Source organism: Microbacterium sp. Ag1 (assembly GCF_001005635.1).
In the GTDB taxonomy this organism is placed as follows: Bacteria; Actinomycetota; Actinomycetes; order Actinomycetales; family Microbacteriaceae; genus Microbacterium; species Microbacterium oxydans.
The window spans coordinates 1-14,336 of the sequence record NZ_LBCR01000021.1; the positions used below are offsets into that span (position 1 = coordinate 1).

Consider the following 14,336-nt stretch of genomic DNA (forward strand, 5'->3'; position numbering starts at 1 on the left):
TATCGTCGTCTTCGTCGGGACCGCTGTCAAGTCGGCATCGGCATTTCGAATCCGGACCGTGACACTGCCGAGATGCGCGCGATCGCAAGCCCCCGGGCGACAGCGCGGATCGAAAGGATTCGATGCGTTCGCGAGCCTTCGCGCAGCGCCGCAGGGAACGTCGTGTGGGCAGACGATCGAGCTCCCGAGGACGCTGAGCAACGGCTAACCGCGATGACGGAGGTCCCATCGCTGGTCGTCCGCCCCGACAAGTTCGTGGGCCTCACCCTTGCCGATGTTGGGCAAATTGATCAGTTCCTAGACGAGCAGCTCGTAGTCTGAACGTCCGCCAGGCAGGGCGGCCCTCATTCGGATGCTTCCCCGGCCTTGGCACGAGCGTGAGACGCGCAGAGTGCCCACACCCACATTCGGATCGTGTAGGTCCTCGCCGGTGCCCCGCATTCTTCGCAGGTCCTCGTGCTCTCCCACTCAGCAGCAAGGATGGCGTCGCTGAACACTTCGTTGTAGTCGTAGACGTCGTCGGATGCACGAGCGTAAAAGCTGAGAGAGCCAAACTTTGATTTGATCTGCTGAACGACGTAGCCCGGAGCGATCGCCGCGAGCTTTCTGTCAAGCCGGTCGAGAAGCGGGTACCAGCCGGAGCTCACATCGATGAGCTCAGGCCAGCCAGGTTCGATGCGAGCAATGATCCGCCGAAGCCCCGGCGGAGCGTTCTCAGTCATATCGTCCCCTCCTGATCGACGTTCTCCGCTCTAGACGACTCGAACGGGCTAGTGGTGGCTCACGGGTACATCGGCTCGATGGGAGCCTACGTACCTTCGTTCGTTTCGTCAGCCACCTCCAGCGGTTCCGCAAGCAGGACCAGTGTGGAATGCTTCGAACCGTTACGGGCAACTAGGGACGCTCGGGACTGTTGCCGCCGTCGAGAATGCTCACGGAACGCGCGCCCTACGCGCAGACTGCGCATCACGGCCCTGTCGAAGCTAATCATTCCTCGACGACGCCACTCGATAGCGGCGTGACCTCGAAATCCCGTGACCGCCCGTCGGCGCTCCATGAACTCGAGTTCTGGGAAAGGACCCGGCAATCCACCGGTGTCGGGCAGCAGGTGGGTGAAGAGTTCGGCGAACGTCGGACCGAGGCCCGTGCGGCGTCGAGTCTGCGCGATGAAGATGGCGGCAGCCAGCGCCCATTCCTCCGCGGTGTCATCGCCGGTGAACTCTTCGAACATGTACACCCATTCTGTAGGCGGCGGACTCGTGATGTCCTGCCACCAGATCGGGAACGCCTCACACATGACGCACACCATCACATTTCGCGGTCGCATGCACGGGCCGATCCCGCGGCGCGACCGCCAGTCACCGGGATGGGCAGCACACGTGCAGGGAGTAGCGGAGCAATCCGACGAAGATGATGATTGTTTCGTATGGCCTCCCAAATTATGCCATACCGATTAGGCCAAGCATGAGAGCCCGGATCTAGACGCTTGGAAGGTGCGCCAGCGGAACGACGACTTGGAAGCAGATTGGGATGCGTTCGCGCAGCGCTTCGCCACTTCCCTTCGCACTGCTCGCCACAAAGCCAATCTGAGCCAGGAAGACGTGGCCTACCGCGCCGGGCTGACCCGGTACACGTATCAGAAGTACGAGAAGGGCGAATCACGCCCCGGCCACCCGGCTAACCCGACGTTGCGAACTCTCCTGGCTCTCACCCAGGTGCTCGGCATCACCTTGACCGATCTGGTCCCGGGGAACGCTCCCGATCTTCGAAGTCGCTGAGCGCTGTTCAGGCCCCTGCGTGACCCACGGTGCATCGTCGGCCCAGCCGGGAACGATGCGCCGGGATACGACCCGAGATGCAGGTGCCGCACGCACAGAACGCTCCAGGATGTCCGCTCTTCTGCCGGAGCGCGTGATGTGGCGCAGGAGAACCGCTTTCTCACGGTAGGACGCTTCCGCGACCCCCTTCTCAAATGGCGTTTTCGATACCGTCGCCCCGCTCGACTTCGGCATTCGGATCGCGGTGTACATCGCGGCGCGGTGAACCGCTACGACCGTGGCTGCGGTCGATTCCAGTTCCGCCGTCCGGCTTCCACCTCCAATGCCTACGACGAGCCCGATAAGCCCTTCGACCTGCTGGGAGTCGCTCTCGGCGAGTGCAAACAAGCTGAGCGTGACGTCAGGGTGCGTTAGCGTCACGAGCAGGTCAACTGCCGGCGCATACGAGCACGAGGCTCGGAGCCAGCGCGCGTCAGGTCGCTCTTGCCAGCTGTCGATGATCAAGCGCAGGGCAAGGTCGTATTCGCCCGTGTGCATCGTCACTCCACGTCTCCAAAGGACTCCTGAAATCGACTGTTCGGCGCGATGGCACGCCGACGGGGTGGACAGGAGTTCATCTTCACCGAGGAAGTGCCATCGACGGTGGCGAATGCAAAACCCACCTCCCCTACTGAACACCTCAGTCGGGTTTCCGTCGCTGCATACCAAGCACGCGGAGCGAGCGCGATCAACAACTTCGCACGTGGCGCAGCGTCGAAGCATCCACCGAACGTGGTGGCAGCGCCGATACAGACGGAAGCGTGCGCGCTCCTTGGCGAAGTACCCGGGAGGCAGCGCACCGATTGCCTCAGTCGCAGATGTGAATCGAGCGTTGGTCGAGCTCGACCTGTTGGCACCAACCGTCCGCTCCAAATAGTGGGTGAGCGCGCTGAGATCGAGCGAGTTGGCGACGGCCAACCTAGCCAGGAAACCGGCAGGCGTCTCCCCGGGCAGCGGAATCACACGACAGGGAAGAGTTCGCATGCCTACCTCGACCTCAGTTCCACACGATGGTTCAGCACATGCGCCCTGATCGCCTTGACCCTCGGAAGCATGCGCCTGGCAGCGGGCGTAAGCACGCAGCCGCCTTGCGTCGCGACCGCGGACCTGCCGATCCAGAGTTCCCGTCCCTGAATTCTCAGGCTGTCGAAGATTCCGTCCACGGCGCGATGCCCTAGAGAGTGCGCGGCGACTACGCGATCGAACAGCATTGCCAGTGCGTACCCACCGAGACCCTGCGACATCAGAACGTTCGCGAGACGAGCGTCAGTGAGCCGCGCAGTGAGCGCGATTCGCCGCGGAAATTGAAGAATCTCGTCATCCAGAAGTTCAGCTGCGCACCCACCTTCGAGATTTCGCAGTCGCAGCAACTCCGCGGCCGCATCAACTTCGGGTGACCGATACGGCACACCTCGAAGAGTGAGAGTTCCATTCAGCAGGCGTTGCGCGAGCAGGTGCTTGTGCCTCCCCGGCAGGGGAATATCTCGGCCGCTTCCGTGCCACCTCCGGTGTCGCACGCAGACCGGACCGTGCATACGCGCGACTGTGACCTGATCGCCTCGGGCGCACCGTCTGCAGAGAGCCACAGCTGCCGGAATCATGCGACAACTCGGGCATTCGACTTGACGCGTGGCGCCACCATGTCCACAGGCGCGACCGCCGGCTTCGCGGAGCAATGCACCATCCGGAAGCCCACCCAACGCCTCGATCTTCCGGAGGGCGCTTCTCGGTGTCACCCGAATTGGGAGGGTTCGATCCTCGCGTCGCAACGCCAACCAGAGGTCCTTTTCGCCGATTGCATTTGCGGCGCAAAGCCGCGCCCAGTAGCTCGCCGCCGTTTCTCCCGGATACAGGCGAACGGAAGTCGGAAGCCCGGGACGCGAGGTCATGCCGCACTCACAGGCGTTCGCGATCGTCGCGGCTTGCTTGTGTGGAGCGTTGCGGCCGTCTGACGGCGGGCAAGATCGCGTTCAAATGCGGCCGAATCGAGCTTCTCGGTTCCGTCGTCCATCGCGCTCAGGGCAGCGAACTGCAAGAGGTCCTTGAGCAGTCCGATCTCCCCGCCCGTCAGCGCGTGCAGTGTCGGCGCCGCGGACAGAATCGATCCTGGCCGTTGCTCTGCTAGACACAGTGAGCTCTCCATGGCGAGAAGCAGATCACCCCAGCGAGCCTTCTCCGCGGTCGAGATCAAAGGAAATGGTAAGGCCACGTGCACTTCGAATCGCTTCCCGATCTGCCCACCACGTGAGCCGTCGAGAAGTCCGGTCCCCTCAACTGCGATTCCGGCGTAGACGAACGTGCCTCCACATCGCTCGGAAAGCTGCTTGAGCATGTCTGATGCCTCGACGTTCTGCCGGTACTTCAGATCGAGGTGATGCACGTCATCGACCAAGACAAGTTCGGTGGAGCATCTGCGCAGGGCGTTCGAGACCGCTTCCAGCAGGTCCCCGTAGGTCATCCTGCTGAGAACCGGGAGACCAAGGAATCGGGCGAACTCATGCATCAGAGCTTTGGCTGAGCACTGGGCGGGTACCGCGACATACACGACTGGGAGCATGCCCGGCCCCGCAGCCGGGTGGCCGGTGTCTCGCCGCCTGCGTTCGTGTGCTCTACCGATCTCGACTAGCGAAGTAGTCTTGCCCTGGCCTGGCTCCCCCGAGAGGATCAGGCCTAGCTTCCCGACTCGTCGGTAGGCGTTGAGCATGACGCGATCCCGCACGGCTCGCTGGAAGGCTTCGAACTGCGGTGTCCGCACGAAGGCGCCTGCCTGCGAGTATTGAGCTCGTCCCTGGTTGTATAACGCGCGGTCCCCGAAGCTCATGGCCCGAAGCTCCTCGGATGTGACCGGCGCCGGGCGCTCATACGCGGTGTCGACGTGCTCGCGCCAGCCTTCCTTGGTCGCGATCTCGATCATTCGTCGATCCTCCGCCGCACCTCGTCGAGCCTGTCTCCGATGAGAGGGAAGCCACCGGTGTTAGGCCATTCCTCAGTAGAGGTGGTCTCGATGGACGAATTGTCATCGTCAGCAGGTCGTTTCTCGTCCTCGATGCCCTTCACACTGGTGAAGTTCATCGGATCTTCAGCGATCGCTGCCAATCGAGCGCGCTCTCGCCCGCTTCGCTTCTGACCGTTGCTTCGAGGGGCCGGATTCCCTTGACCGGCGAACGCCTTGATCGCCATCGCAAGCTCGCGACGTTCAGCATCGAGATCCGCGACACCACCGGAGCGCGACGTGCGAGCGTACCGCCAGACATCACCCAGCATCGGGAGTTCATGGACCTGATTGGACCATCTCAGAGGGATGAACTCGCCGTCCCGCTCGAGCCAGACGACGTGCAGATTGTAGGGGTCTACGCGGATCGGCCATCGGCCGTTCCGCGCTTTGTCAGGAGACTTGCGCCTCCACAGGCCTTTGAGCCGCTCGGAGTTGTAGACGCGGTTATCGATGCGCACGCCGTAGCGGTTCAGAACTCGGTAGTCCACAGGTAGCAGCGCGATGTAGTCGTCTCGCGTCAGCGGTACGTGGAGTTCGGGCACGTAAGCGCGGAACGCGCGACACATCTCGTTCGGCGACAACTTGATGCGCGGATGCAACGGGTCCCGCAGTCCGTCATGCGGACGATTCTGCCACTCGACCGCGATCCAGTCCTCTAGGAGCTCCTGGGCCTGTGCGATCGTCAGTAGTTCGTCGGATTCCGTGTCTGTGTCGCGCCCGCGATGTTCGACGCTGCGGCCGACATATCCCTTCACATGCTGCAGCAGCATTGAGTTGATTGCCCCGAACGCTCGCTCTACGTGCGGTTTGTCCGTTGGTGTGTGCGGCGCCGAGGTGATCAGCGAGATATTCAAGGTTTCACACGCAGCGCGGAAATGCCGCGACAAATAGTTTCGTCCGCGGTCGGTGGTGATCGTGTCCGGAAACACATACGGCTGCGCGATACGCAATCGCTCAAATCGCTCCTGATCGATCAGTTGATCGTCAGCCCATGCCGTCGAAATCAGCTGTCGGGTCTCGCGAACCCCTTCCATACGCCGGCCATAGGGCACCAGGGCCCGTGCAAGGACAGCCACCAGGTCGACGCTCTTCGTCCCTTCGGGGCGGAGCATCGCGGCAAGAATCGAGCGCGTTGCGACGTCAAGGAGAATCGTCAGTTCGGGCCGGCCGACGGTTTCGTCATCGATCCGCAACATGACATCAATCCGCGTGGAGTCCATCTCGACCAGTTCGCCGGGACGCAGTGCGGTGCGAGTGCCGAATGTGCCGTCGGGTTGAAGCGCAAGCGACTCGCGAGTCTTGGCCGAACCGAAGGTGAATTGCCCGTGCTCGTCTGCTTCGAGAAGTCGGAAGAACGTCGCTCGGCTCGGCAGCTTCACCGCATCGCCGTGGAGACGTTCGACGCGCCTCATGATTTGTTCGATCGCTGTAGTTCGACTCACAGTCGAGGCGCGGCTCTTTCCTCCGAGTACGTGGTTGATGGCCTCGACGAGGCGTGGATCCCATGTGCTCTTGCGTGGGGAGCCTTTGCCTGCAGTGGTCGTCCCCTGCTCTCGGAACGCTTTAAGCCGACGCTCCACGGCGCGCGTGGAGACAGTTCTACTTAGGCGCACCTCCAGCCACTCGCGCTCTGCTTCAACAGCCTTCCCGACCCCGATCTCTTCTCGGGTCGCCTCGATACGTATGCAGGATTGCAGCCACGCATCCATGTCCGGCGTGATGTCCTGCACCTGCAGAGGAAGGTTCAGCAGACCTGAAGTGTCGCTAGGCACCGGTGTTGCATCATGTCGAAGCTCGTCGAGAGCGACTTCGACCTCACTTCCGTCCTCATCTCGGAGCATCGCCGAATCCTTCTCGATGAACAAGACCGAGAACTTGCGTTGACGCCACGTGAGCGACCCGCCAACTACAACCCGCACTACACGCTCCTTTGCCACACGATCGTTCTGATGTTGAGGGCTTGATCGAGATCTGCCTCGAGCGCCCCTGACCAGAGGTGCGCGTAGCAGTGTGCGAAGCCCTCGGATCCGACGCCGAGCAGCGCAGCTACCTCAGCCAGGGGCAGCCCATCTTCTGGGAGCATTGGCAGTTCTTCGCTGCTCGCCCAGTCTCGAAACGGGCCCAGGAATCGGAGGTTGGCCTCGCGGACTACCGATTCCGCGTCATAGACGACATACCGCCAGCCGCGCTCAGCGGCGAACACCGCTGTCATGTCGAACTGTCTTCTGACGTCGTCCTTGATCTGAGTCGCCGGCTTGACGTCCATCAGCACGGCGTGCCCGTCGTCCAGACGCACGAAGTAGTCCGGGCAGTGCTCGCGCGGGCCGTCGGGTGTGGTCCATCGGATCCACATGGGCTGGCTGGCGATCGCAACCACGCCCGGGGTGCGGTCCAATTCGATGAGGCAGCCCCGCTCCGTCAGCGACTCGAATCCGACAGACGCGCCAAGCGCACCCATCCAGTGGTAGCCGTCGTAATGACGCTTGAGCCGCCAACTGGGAAAGTTCCGAACGGGATCGCCTCGTTCGAAGGGCACGCTGTCGCAGTCGACGGCGTCGAGCTCTAGTTGCACGCCATCGAGACGGTACTCAACGCGAGCTCGCGTCCGGTTGGCTTTAGTGGTGGGAGGAACAGGCCATTGCTGAGTCAGGTCCATAGGGATCCAATCGACATCGACGGATACTTCCTATTCGGCAGTCAGCCTCTCTCCTGGGGAGCGGTACTGGCCTATGTCCTGAGCCCTGACAAAGATGCCCCGACTGGGGATCTGCTCACGGGCAGACTATGTCCGGCACCCAACGAGGCTGGTCGACACGCCGCTCTTCCGACACGTCTAGTGAGACTCCGACACTTTCGTGAGACTCTCCGACAGCCTTCGTGAGACTCCGACACTTTTCGTGAGATCGGACAGCGCGATGCCTGCGCTAAAGATTCCGTGATCAAACCGTTGCATTCGTTATCTCGCCGTTATACAGTGATCGCACGGTGAATGTTTGCTGTGGCATCCACCGCATGTGATTGCAGGACACTCTTGGTGCAAGGGACAAGGGCCGGTCGGGAGCCTCTCCGACCGGCCCTTTACTGTTCGCACTATTCTGTGAGGATGACCGATCGCAAGCTCGCCCTGGAGGCCTGGGAGAGCCTGTTCCGCGCGCAGCACGAGCTGTTCACCGAGATGACGGGCGACTTCGAGCACAGCGATATCGCGCAGGCCGAGTACGACGTGCTGCTCACCGTCACCCGCTCCCCCGACCTCACAGCGCGGCTGCGGGACATCACGGCGAATATGCTCATCAGCCAACCCAGCGTCTCGCGACTGGTCGACCGCATGGTCGCGCGCGGTCTCGTGGCGAAGTGCCCCGACCCCGACGACGGTCGCGGCGCACTGATCCGCGCGACGGACGAGGGGGCACGGGCCTTCCGCTCGCTCGCCACTGTGCACGGACGCTCGATCGCCGAGCGCATGTCCCGCCTCGACGACGACGAGCTCCGCGCCCTGCGCGACCTCGCGGAGAAGCTCCGCAAGGGCTGACGTCCGACTCTCCTCCACAGCTTCTCTGGGGGAGGATGAGTTCCCCATGGGACACGGGAGATGACGTCCGCCGCGGCGACGCCGGGCGCTTTTCTGGCAGGGTGGGGGCGAAGGCGCGCATTACGGCGCGTCCGAGACCGCCCCCTCGGGGGGAACCAGGGAGGTCATCCATGGAGATCGCCGGAATCGTCGGCATCCTCGTCATCGTCGGCATCGCCGTCGTCGTCGCCGTCGTCCTACTGCTCGTCCTGCTGCTGTTCGCGCGCAGCTGGATCAAGGTCGCTCGCGCCGACGAGGCACTCGTCATCTCGGGGCGCAAGCAGAAGGTGCAGACGGCAGTGCTCTCGGCCGACGGCTCGAGCAGGTCCGAGATGTCGGAGTCGCCGGTCACCGTGATCGTGAACGGCAAGTCGCTCGTGAACCCGATCACGCAGCGTCACGAGATCATCTCGCTGCGTTCACGTCAGGTCTCCCTGAACGCCGAAGCGCAGTCGCTCGACAGCGTGACCCTGAACGTCGACGGTGTCGCGATCGTGAAGATCGGATCCGACCCGATCCTGGTCCGCCGCGCAGCCGAGCGATTCGCCTCGCAGGACAAGGCCATCGAGCAGTTCACCACCGAGCAGCTCGAAGGTGCGCTCCGCGGTATCGTCGCCACCCTGTCGGTCGTCGAGCTGATGCGCGAGCGCAAGAAGTTCTCGGACCAGATCGCCGCAGACGTCTCGCAAGAGCTCGCCGAGCAGGGTCTGATCCTCGACTCGTTCCAGATCAAGGGCATCACCGACAAAGTGGGCTACATCCAGTCGCTCGGCGCCCCCGAGATCCAGGCGAAGCGCCAGTCCGCCGAGATCTCGCAGACCAACGCCGACCGCGCGATCAACCAGAAGAACATCGCCAACCAGGAAGCGAACCTGATCGAGCAGACCGCGCTCGACACCAACACCGCCAACGCGGACTCCGGCATCGGCCGGGCGCGCGCCGAAGCCGAGCAGGCCGAGGCACTCGCCCGCGCGCAGGCCGAGCAGGCGGTGCTGCAGCAGCAGGCCGAGAACAAGCAGGCACAGCTCGACGCCGACGTGAAGCGCGTCGCCGACGCCCAGCGCTACGAGGCGGAGACCCGAGCCCAGGCCGAGCTCTACACACGTGAGCGCTCGGCGGAGGCCGCCGCGATCGAGCAGGTCAAGCAGGCTGAGGCCCGCACGCGCATCGCCGAACAGCAGGCCCAGGCCGACAAGGCCCGCGCCGAGGGTGAAGCAGCAGCGGCGATCGCGAAGGCCAGCGGTGAGGCGAATGCCCTCCGAGCCCAGGCCGAGGCCGAAGCAGAAGCCCGCCGCCTCCGCGCCAGCGCCGAGGCCGACGCGATCCGTGCCGAGGGTGACGCCCGTGCGGCAGCCCTGGAGGCGGAGGCCAAGGCCATCGCCTCGAACCAGGACGCATTCCTCTCGCAGCGCGTCCTCGAGGTGCTGCCGTCGATCATGGCCGAGTTCTCGAAGGGCTATGCGGCGATCGGCAACGTGTCGATCATCGGCAGCTCCGGCGAAGACGGCGCATCCACCGTCGTGGGCGCCGACAGCGCCAAGGCGCTCGCCTCGGTGTTCGACAGCGTCCACTCGGCTACGGGGCTCGACCTGGCCGGCATCATCCAGGGTCAGGCCGTGGGCCGCGGCTTCGGCGCAGGAGTCGCAGAGGCTTCGGCGGCCGCGCCCACGCCGCGCGTCGCGACGCCGACCACGCCACCGCCGCCCGCGCCGCCCGCGGAGTAGTCGGCGCATGACGGCAGATGCCGCGATCGATTCGGTCGCGGCATCCGCCGTTTCTCCGACCGGGCAGACTGGACGGATGACGCGCGCCGCCTTCGACATCGCCACGATCGGCGCCGGCCTGTCGTTCGCCGGCGCCGTCGAGGAGCTCTCCGCCGCCCTCGACACGAGTTCATCCGTGGTGGTGACCGCACCGCCGGGCACGGGCAAGACCACCCTGGTGCCTCCGCTTCTCGCCTCGCGAACCCCCGGGCGGGTGATCGTCACCCAACCGCGCCGGGTCGCCGCACGCGCGGCCGCTCGCCGACTCGCGCAGCTCGACGGCTCGCCGCTCGGCGGGCGCGTGGGATTCACCGTCCGCGGCGAGCGCTCCGCGGGAGCCGACACGAAAGTCGAGTTCGTCACGGCGGGGGTCCTCCTGCGACGGATGCTCGACGACCCGGGACTCGACGGTGTGGGCGCGGTCATCATCGACGAGGTGCACGAGCGCGCCATCGAGACCGACCTCCTCGTCGGTCTGCTCTCCGAGGTGCGCGAGCTGCGGGACGACCTGATGGTCGTGGCGATGTCGGCCACCCTCGACGCCGCCCGGATCGCCGCCGTCATCGGCACCGACGAGTCCCCTGCGCCGGTCGTCGACCACGACGTCCCGGCCTTCCCCCTCACCGAGCGATGGGCTCCGAGTCCCGTGCCCCGCCTCGACGAACGGGGAGTCACCCGGGGGTTCCTCGACCACGTCGCGAGCATCACCGCATCCGCAGCCGCCGAACTGGTCCGCGAAGACCCGGAAGCCGATGTGCTGGTCTTCGCCCCCGGCGCTGGTGAGGTGTCGGAGATCGCGCGACGCCTCCGCTCCCTCAGCGACGCCTTCGACGTGCGCGAGTTGCACGGGCGGATCGCCCCGGCGGAACAGGACGCCGTGATCCGCGGCCGCGCGCCGCGCGAGGTCCCCCGCATCATCGTCACCACCTCCCTGGCCGAGTCATCTCTCACCGTGCCGGGTGTACGGCTGGTCGTGGACACCTGCCTGTCGCGGCAGCCCCAGCGTGACGCGGCCCGTGGCATGACGGGTCTGGTCACCACCGCCGCCTCACGCTCCTCGTGCGTGCAGCGTGCCGGACGCGCCACCCGGCAGGGCCCCGGCGCCGTGATCCGCTGCGTCGACGAGCGCACTTACGCCGCGGCTCCCGCTCGTCCGTCGGCGGAGATCGCCACGGCCGACCTCACCGACGCCGCCCTCCTCCTCGCCTGCTGGGGCGCACCGGGTGGCGCGGGTCTGCGCATGATCGAACCGCTGCGAGCCGACAGCCTCGCCGACGCCGTGGCCGTGCTCCGCGGACTCGGCGCGATCGACGACGACGGTCGCGCCACGGCACACGGCCGAGTGCTGGCACGTATCCCGACCGACCCGCGACTGGCCAGGGCGCTGCGGGACGGCAGTCCCGTGGTGGGGAACCGACTCGCCGCTGAGGTGGTCGCGCTTCTGAGCGGAGACCAGCGCGTCCCCGACACCGACGTCGCCCACGCTCTCATCGCACTGCGCGGAAGTCGGACCCCCGACGCTCGCCGTTGGCACGAGGACGCGCGTCGCCTGGAGCGGATGGTCGATCCGACGCCGGACACGCGTTCGGGCCTCGAGGGGGTGGGTCTCGTGATCGCGCTGGCCTTCCCTGACCGTGTCGCCCACCGCGTCGAGCGCTCGGAGTCGGGCGCGACCTTCCTGCTGGCTTCGGGCACCCGGGCCGGGGTCACCGGTCCGCTCGCCGCCGTGGAGTGGCTGGCCGTGGCCGACGTCACCCGGGCCTCATCGCGGGCGGCGGCGGGCTCCGGCGCGGTCATCCGATCGGCGGCGGTGCTGACGGAGGGGCAGATGGAGAGCGCGGCCAGCCACCTGATGACAGACCGCATCGAGGCCGAGTTCGTCGGAGGTCGCGTGCAGGCCCGCCGTGAGCGCCGGATCGGGGCGATCGTCCGCTCATCGGTGCCGGTGCGGGCGGCGGCGGCGGAAGGCCGGGATGCAGTGGAGCGGGCGCTCCGACGCGACGGACTCGGCATGTTCACCTGGTCCGAGAGTGCGGATGCCCTGCGCCGCCGACTCGCGCTGCTGCGACGCGAGCTCGGCGAACCCTGGCCCGACGTGTCGGACTCGGGGCTGCTCGAATCGCTCGACACGTGGCTGGCGACGGAGCTCGATGCCCTCGCGTCCGGTGCCCCCGCCAGCCGGCTGGATCTCACGTCCGCCCTTCGCCGTCTGCTGCCCTGGCCGGAAGCCGTGCACCTGGATACGCTCGCCCCGGAACGGCTCGCCGTGCCCAGCGGGTCCCGGGTGCGCATCACCTACCCGGAGCCCGACGGCGACGCGACCGCACGCCCCGTCGTGGCAGTGAAGCTGCAGGAGTGCTTCGGCTGGGCGGAGACGCCGCGGCTGGTGGACGGACGCGTTCTCGTGCTCTTCCACCTGCTGTCCCCGGCGGGGCGGCCGCTCGCCGTCACAGACGACCTCGCCTCCTTCTGGTCCGGTCCCTACGCCCAGGTGCGCGCCGAGATGCGCGGCCGCTACCCCCGGCACCCGTGGCCCGAGGACCCATGGGCCGCGGCGCCGACCAAGCAAACCAAGAACCGCGCCGCTCGCTGACCCGCACCCCCGAGCCGGTCTCAGCCAGTTCGCCGCCGCAGTGTGAGGGCGGCAAGCGCCAGGGCGCCGACGGCGAACGCCACGACGATGAGCAGCGGACCGAACACGTCCGCGCCCTCGTCCCCCGCCGCGACCGCATTGATCGTGTCGATCGCGTAGCTGAGCGGCAGCCAGTCAGAGATGGCGTGCAGCACATCGGGCATCTGGTCTCGGGGCATGAACAGACCGCCGAGGATGATCTGCGGGAACACCAGCAGCGGCATGAACTGCACGGCCTGGAACTCGGTCTGGGCGAACGCGCTCGCCAGCAACCCGAGCGCCGTGCCGAGCAGAGCATCGACAACCGCGACGAGGCCGAGCTGCCACAGCGGCCCGTCGACGTCGAGGCCGCACACCGCGACCGCGAACGACACCGTGATCACCGCCTGCAGCAGGGCCATCAGCCCGAACGCGAGTGCGTAGCCGAGGATGAAGTCGGCCTTCTCGAGTGGCGTGGTCATCAGCCGTTCGAGCGTGCCGGAACGGCGCTCGCGCAGGGTGGTGATCGATGTGATGAGGAACATCACGATGAACGGGAACAGCGCCAGGATCGCACCGCCGAACTGATCGAACACACCGTCCTGCTCGCTGAACAGCCAGGCGAAGAGACCGACGAGCAGGCTCGGGGCGATGAGCATCAGGGCGATCGACCGCGGGTCGTGCCGCAGCTGCGTGAGCACGCGCCCGGCGGTCGCGAACAGCCGACGTCCGTTCATCCCTCGACCCCCTCATTCCGCTCGTGCGCCTCTCGCCGCGCCCGCCTTGTGGTCGCGGCGCCGGCCGCCCTGTCGCGCTCGATCAGAGCGAGGAACGCGGCTTCGGCGTCGCTCGTGCCGGTGTCGGCAAGCAGCGACGACGGCGTCGTGTCGGCGATGATCCGCCCTTCCCGCATCAGGAGCAGCCGATCGCAGCGCACCGCCTCGTCCATCACATGGCTCGAGACGATGAGTGTGACGCCCCGGTCGGCAAGGCGGCGGAACAGGCTCCACAGCTCGGCGCGCAGCACAGGGTCGAGGCCGACCGTCGGCTCGTCCAGCACGATGAGCTCGGGGGCGCCGATCAACGCCACCGCGAGCGACACCCGCGTCGCCTGGCCGCCGCTCAGCGAATCGACGAGCTGCGCCGCCTGCGCGCCGAGGCCCACCTCCTGGATGACCCGGTCGACGTCGCCCCTCGGCGCCTTCAGGAGCGACGCGAAGTATGAGAGGTTCTGCCGCACGCTGAGATCGCCGTAGACCGAGGCGCCCTGCGTGCCGTACGCGACACGATGCCGCAGCTGGCGGGAACCGCCCGGCTCACCGAGAACGGTCACGTCGCCCGACGCGATCCGCTGCACGCCGACGATCGACCGCATGAGCGTGGTCTTGCCGCACCCCGAGGGACCCAGCAGTCCCGTGATCTGGCCGCGGGGCACGGCGAGGTCGATGCCGTCGAACACATGAACGGCCCCGCGCCGCACGCGCAGCTGCGTGATCTCGACGGCAGCATTATTCATCATGCGATGAATTATGCGCCTGCCGATCGACGGCGTCAACGGGTTCTCCAGAGCGCAGAAAGG

The 14,336-nt window shown here is 66.1% G+C and carries 14 protein-coding genes; 5 read left to right on the forward strand and 9 right to left on the reverse strand.

Going from position 1 to position 14,336, the window contains the following annotated elements:
• A partial coding sequence (locus AAY78_RS20020) for a hypothetical protein (RefSeq protein ID WP_231589636.1) occupies positions 1 to 321 on the forward strand: 321 nt, incomplete at its 5' end.
• Between the two features lie 23 nt (positions 322 to 344).
• Here AAY78_RS20020 and AAY78_RS01955 read toward each other — a convergent pair.
• Positions 345 to 722, reverse strand: a complete 378-nt coding sequence (locus AAY78_RS01955; protein WP_045264199.1) for a hypothetical protein — start codon at positions 720 to 722, stop codon at positions 345 to 347.
• Between the two features lie 86 nt (positions 723 to 808).
• A complete protein-coding gene (locus tag AAY78_RS01960) occupies positions 809 to 1,231 on the reverse strand; it encodes a hypothetical protein (RefSeq protein ID WP_156149170.1) in 423 nt (140 codons plus the stop codon).
• Between the two features lie 262 nt (positions 1,232 to 1,493).
• On the opposite strand from AAY78_RS01960, the gene AAY78_RS20225 reads away from it, so the two are divergent.
• Positions 1,494 to 1,778 carry a helix-turn-helix domain-containing protein gene (locus AAY78_RS20225; RefSeq protein ID WP_197073245.1) on the forward strand — a complete coding sequence of 95 codons (285 nt, stop codon included), beginning with the start codon at positions 1,494 to 1,496 and terminating at the stop codon, positions 1,776 to 1,778.
• On the opposite strand, the gene AAY78_RS20230 is transcribed toward AAY78_RS20225, so the two are convergent.
• The 5 genes from AAY78_RS20230 to AAY78_RS19140 form a co-directional block, all read right to left on the reverse strand.
• Positions 1,659 to 2,321, reverse strand: coding sequence for a hypothetical protein (locus AAY78_RS20230; protein ID WP_045264201.1), 663 nt, complete (start codon positions 2,319 to 2,321; stop codon positions 1,659 to 1,661). The genes AAY78_RS20225 and AAY78_RS20230 overlap by 120 nt on opposite strands.
• Before the next feature lie 482 nt (positions 2,322 to 2,803).
• On the reverse strand, positions 2,804 to 3,706 hold the full coding sequence (locus AAY78_RS20260; RefSeq protein WP_153243565.1) for a TniQ family protein: 903 nt from the start codon (positions 3,704 to 3,706) through the stop codon (positions 2,804 to 2,806).
• Positions 3,703 to 4,731 carry an ATP-binding protein gene (locus AAY78_RS01975; RefSeq protein WP_045264203.1) on the reverse strand — a complete coding sequence of 343 codons (1,029 nt, stop codon included), beginning with the start codon at positions 4,729 to 4,731 and terminating at the stop codon, positions 3,703 to 3,705. The genes AAY78_RS20260 and AAY78_RS01975 overlap by 4 nt, the downstream gene beginning before the upstream one ends.
• A complete protein-coding gene (locus AAY78_RS19135; protein ID WP_156172595.1) occupies positions 4,728 to 6,653 on the reverse strand; it encodes a Mu transposase C-terminal domain-containing protein in 1,926 nt (641 codons plus the stop codon). The genes AAY78_RS01975 and AAY78_RS19135 overlap by 4 nt, the downstream gene beginning before the upstream one ends.
• Before the next feature lie 77 nt (positions 6,654 to 6,730).
• Positions 6,731 to 7,468 (reverse strand): TnsA-like heteromeric transposase endonuclease subunit, encoded by a 738-nt coding sequence (locus tag AAY78_RS19140; protein WP_082066568.1) that lies wholly within the window; start codon positions 7,466 to 7,468, stop codon positions 6,731 to 6,733.
• 447 nt (positions 7,469 to 7,915) lie between these two features.
• On the opposite strand from AAY78_RS19140, the gene AAY78_RS01990 reads away from it, so the two are divergent.
• The 3 genes from AAY78_RS01990 to hrpB all read left to right on the forward strand — a co-directional run bounded on the left by AAY78_RS01990 (position 7,916) and on the right by hrpB (position 12,739).
• Positions 7,916 to 8,344: a MarR family winged helix-turn-helix transcriptional regulator gene (locus AAY78_RS01990; protein ID WP_046746699.1), complete on the forward strand. Its 429-nt coding sequence runs from the start codon at positions 7,916 to 7,918 to the stop codon at positions 8,342 to 8,344.
• A gap of 170 nt (positions 8,345 to 8,514) precedes the next feature.
• Positions 8,515 to 10,107 carry an SPFH domain-containing protein gene (locus AAY78_RS01995; RefSeq protein ID WP_046746700.1) on the forward strand — a complete coding sequence of 531 codons (1,593 nt, stop codon included), beginning with the start codon at positions 8,515 to 8,517 and terminating at the stop codon, positions 10,105 to 10,107.
• 76 nt (positions 10,108 to 10,183) lie between these two features.
• Positions 10,184 to 12,739, forward strand: a complete 2,556-nt coding sequence (gene hrpB, locus AAY78_RS02000; protein WP_046746761.1) for an ATP-dependent helicase HrpB — start codon at positions 10,184 to 10,186, stop codon at positions 12,737 to 12,739.
• Positions 12,740 to 12,759: 20 nt separating this feature from the next.
• On the opposite strand, the gene AAY78_RS02005 is transcribed toward hrpB, so the two are convergent.
• Together AAY78_RS02005 and AAY78_RS02010 are read right to left on the reverse strand one after the other, a co-directional pair.
• Positions 12,760 to 13,494, reverse strand: coding sequence for an ABC transporter permease (locus AAY78_RS02005; protein WP_046746701.1), 735 nt, complete (start codon positions 13,492 to 13,494; stop codon positions 12,760 to 12,762).
• A complete protein-coding gene (locus AAY78_RS02010; protein WP_052748610.1) occupies positions 13,491 to 14,276 on the reverse strand; it encodes an ABC transporter ATP-binding protein in 786 nt (261 codons plus the stop codon). The genes AAY78_RS02005 and AAY78_RS02010 overlap by 4 nt, the downstream gene beginning before the upstream one ends.
• Between the last annotated feature and the right edge of the window lie 60 nt (positions 14,277 to 14,336).

What these genes read in the sequence shown, in the direction of transcription:
- AAY78_RS02010 (WP_052748610.1), bottom strand. Translation starts at nt 14,276, where the DNA reads ATGATGAATAATGCTGCCGTCGAGATCACGCAGCTGCGCGTGCGGCGC.
- AAY78_RS01990 (WP_046746699.1), top strand. Translation starts at nt 7,916, where the DNA reads ATGACCGATCGCAAGCTCGCCCTGGAGGCCTGGGAGAGCCTGTTCCGC.
- AAY78_RS19140 (WP_082066568.1), bottom strand. Translation starts at nt 7,468, where the DNA reads ATGGACCTGACTCAGCAATGGCCTGTTCCTCCCACCACTAAAGCCAAC.
- AAY78_RS01960 (WP_156149170.1), bottom strand. Translation starts at nt 1,231, where the DNA reads ATGTTCGAAGAGTTCACCGGCGATGACACCGCGGAGGAATGGGCGCTG.
- AAY78_RS02005 (WP_046746701.1), bottom strand. Translation starts at nt 13,494, where the DNA reads ATGAACGGACGTCGGCTGTTCGCGACCGCCGGGCGCGTGCTCACGCAG.
- AAY78_RS20260 (WP_153243565.1), bottom strand. Translation starts at nt 3,706, where the DNA reads ATGACCTCGCGTCCCGGGCTTCCGACTTCCGTTCGCCTGTATCCGGGA.
- AAY78_RS01955 (WP_045264199.1), bottom strand. Translation starts at nt 722, where the DNA reads ATGACTGAGAACGCTCCGCCGGGGCTTCGGCGGATCATTGCTCGCATC.
- AAY78_RS01995 (WP_046746700.1), top strand. Translation starts at nt 8,515, where the DNA reads ATGGAGATCGCCGGAATCGTCGGCATCCTCGTCATCGTCGGCATCGCC.
- hrpB (WP_046746761.1), top strand. Translation starts at nt 10,184, where the DNA reads ATGACGCGCGCCGCCTTCGACATCGCCACGATCGGCGCCGGCCTGTCG.
- AAY78_RS01975 (WP_045264203.1), bottom strand. Translation starts at nt 4,731, where the DNA reads ATGATCGAGATCGCGACCAAGGAAGGCTGGCGCGAGCACGTCGACACC.
- AAY78_RS19135 (WP_156172595.1), bottom strand. Translation starts at nt 6,653, where the DNA reads ATGCTCCGAGATGAGGACGGAAGTGAGGTCGAAGTCGCTCTCGACGAG.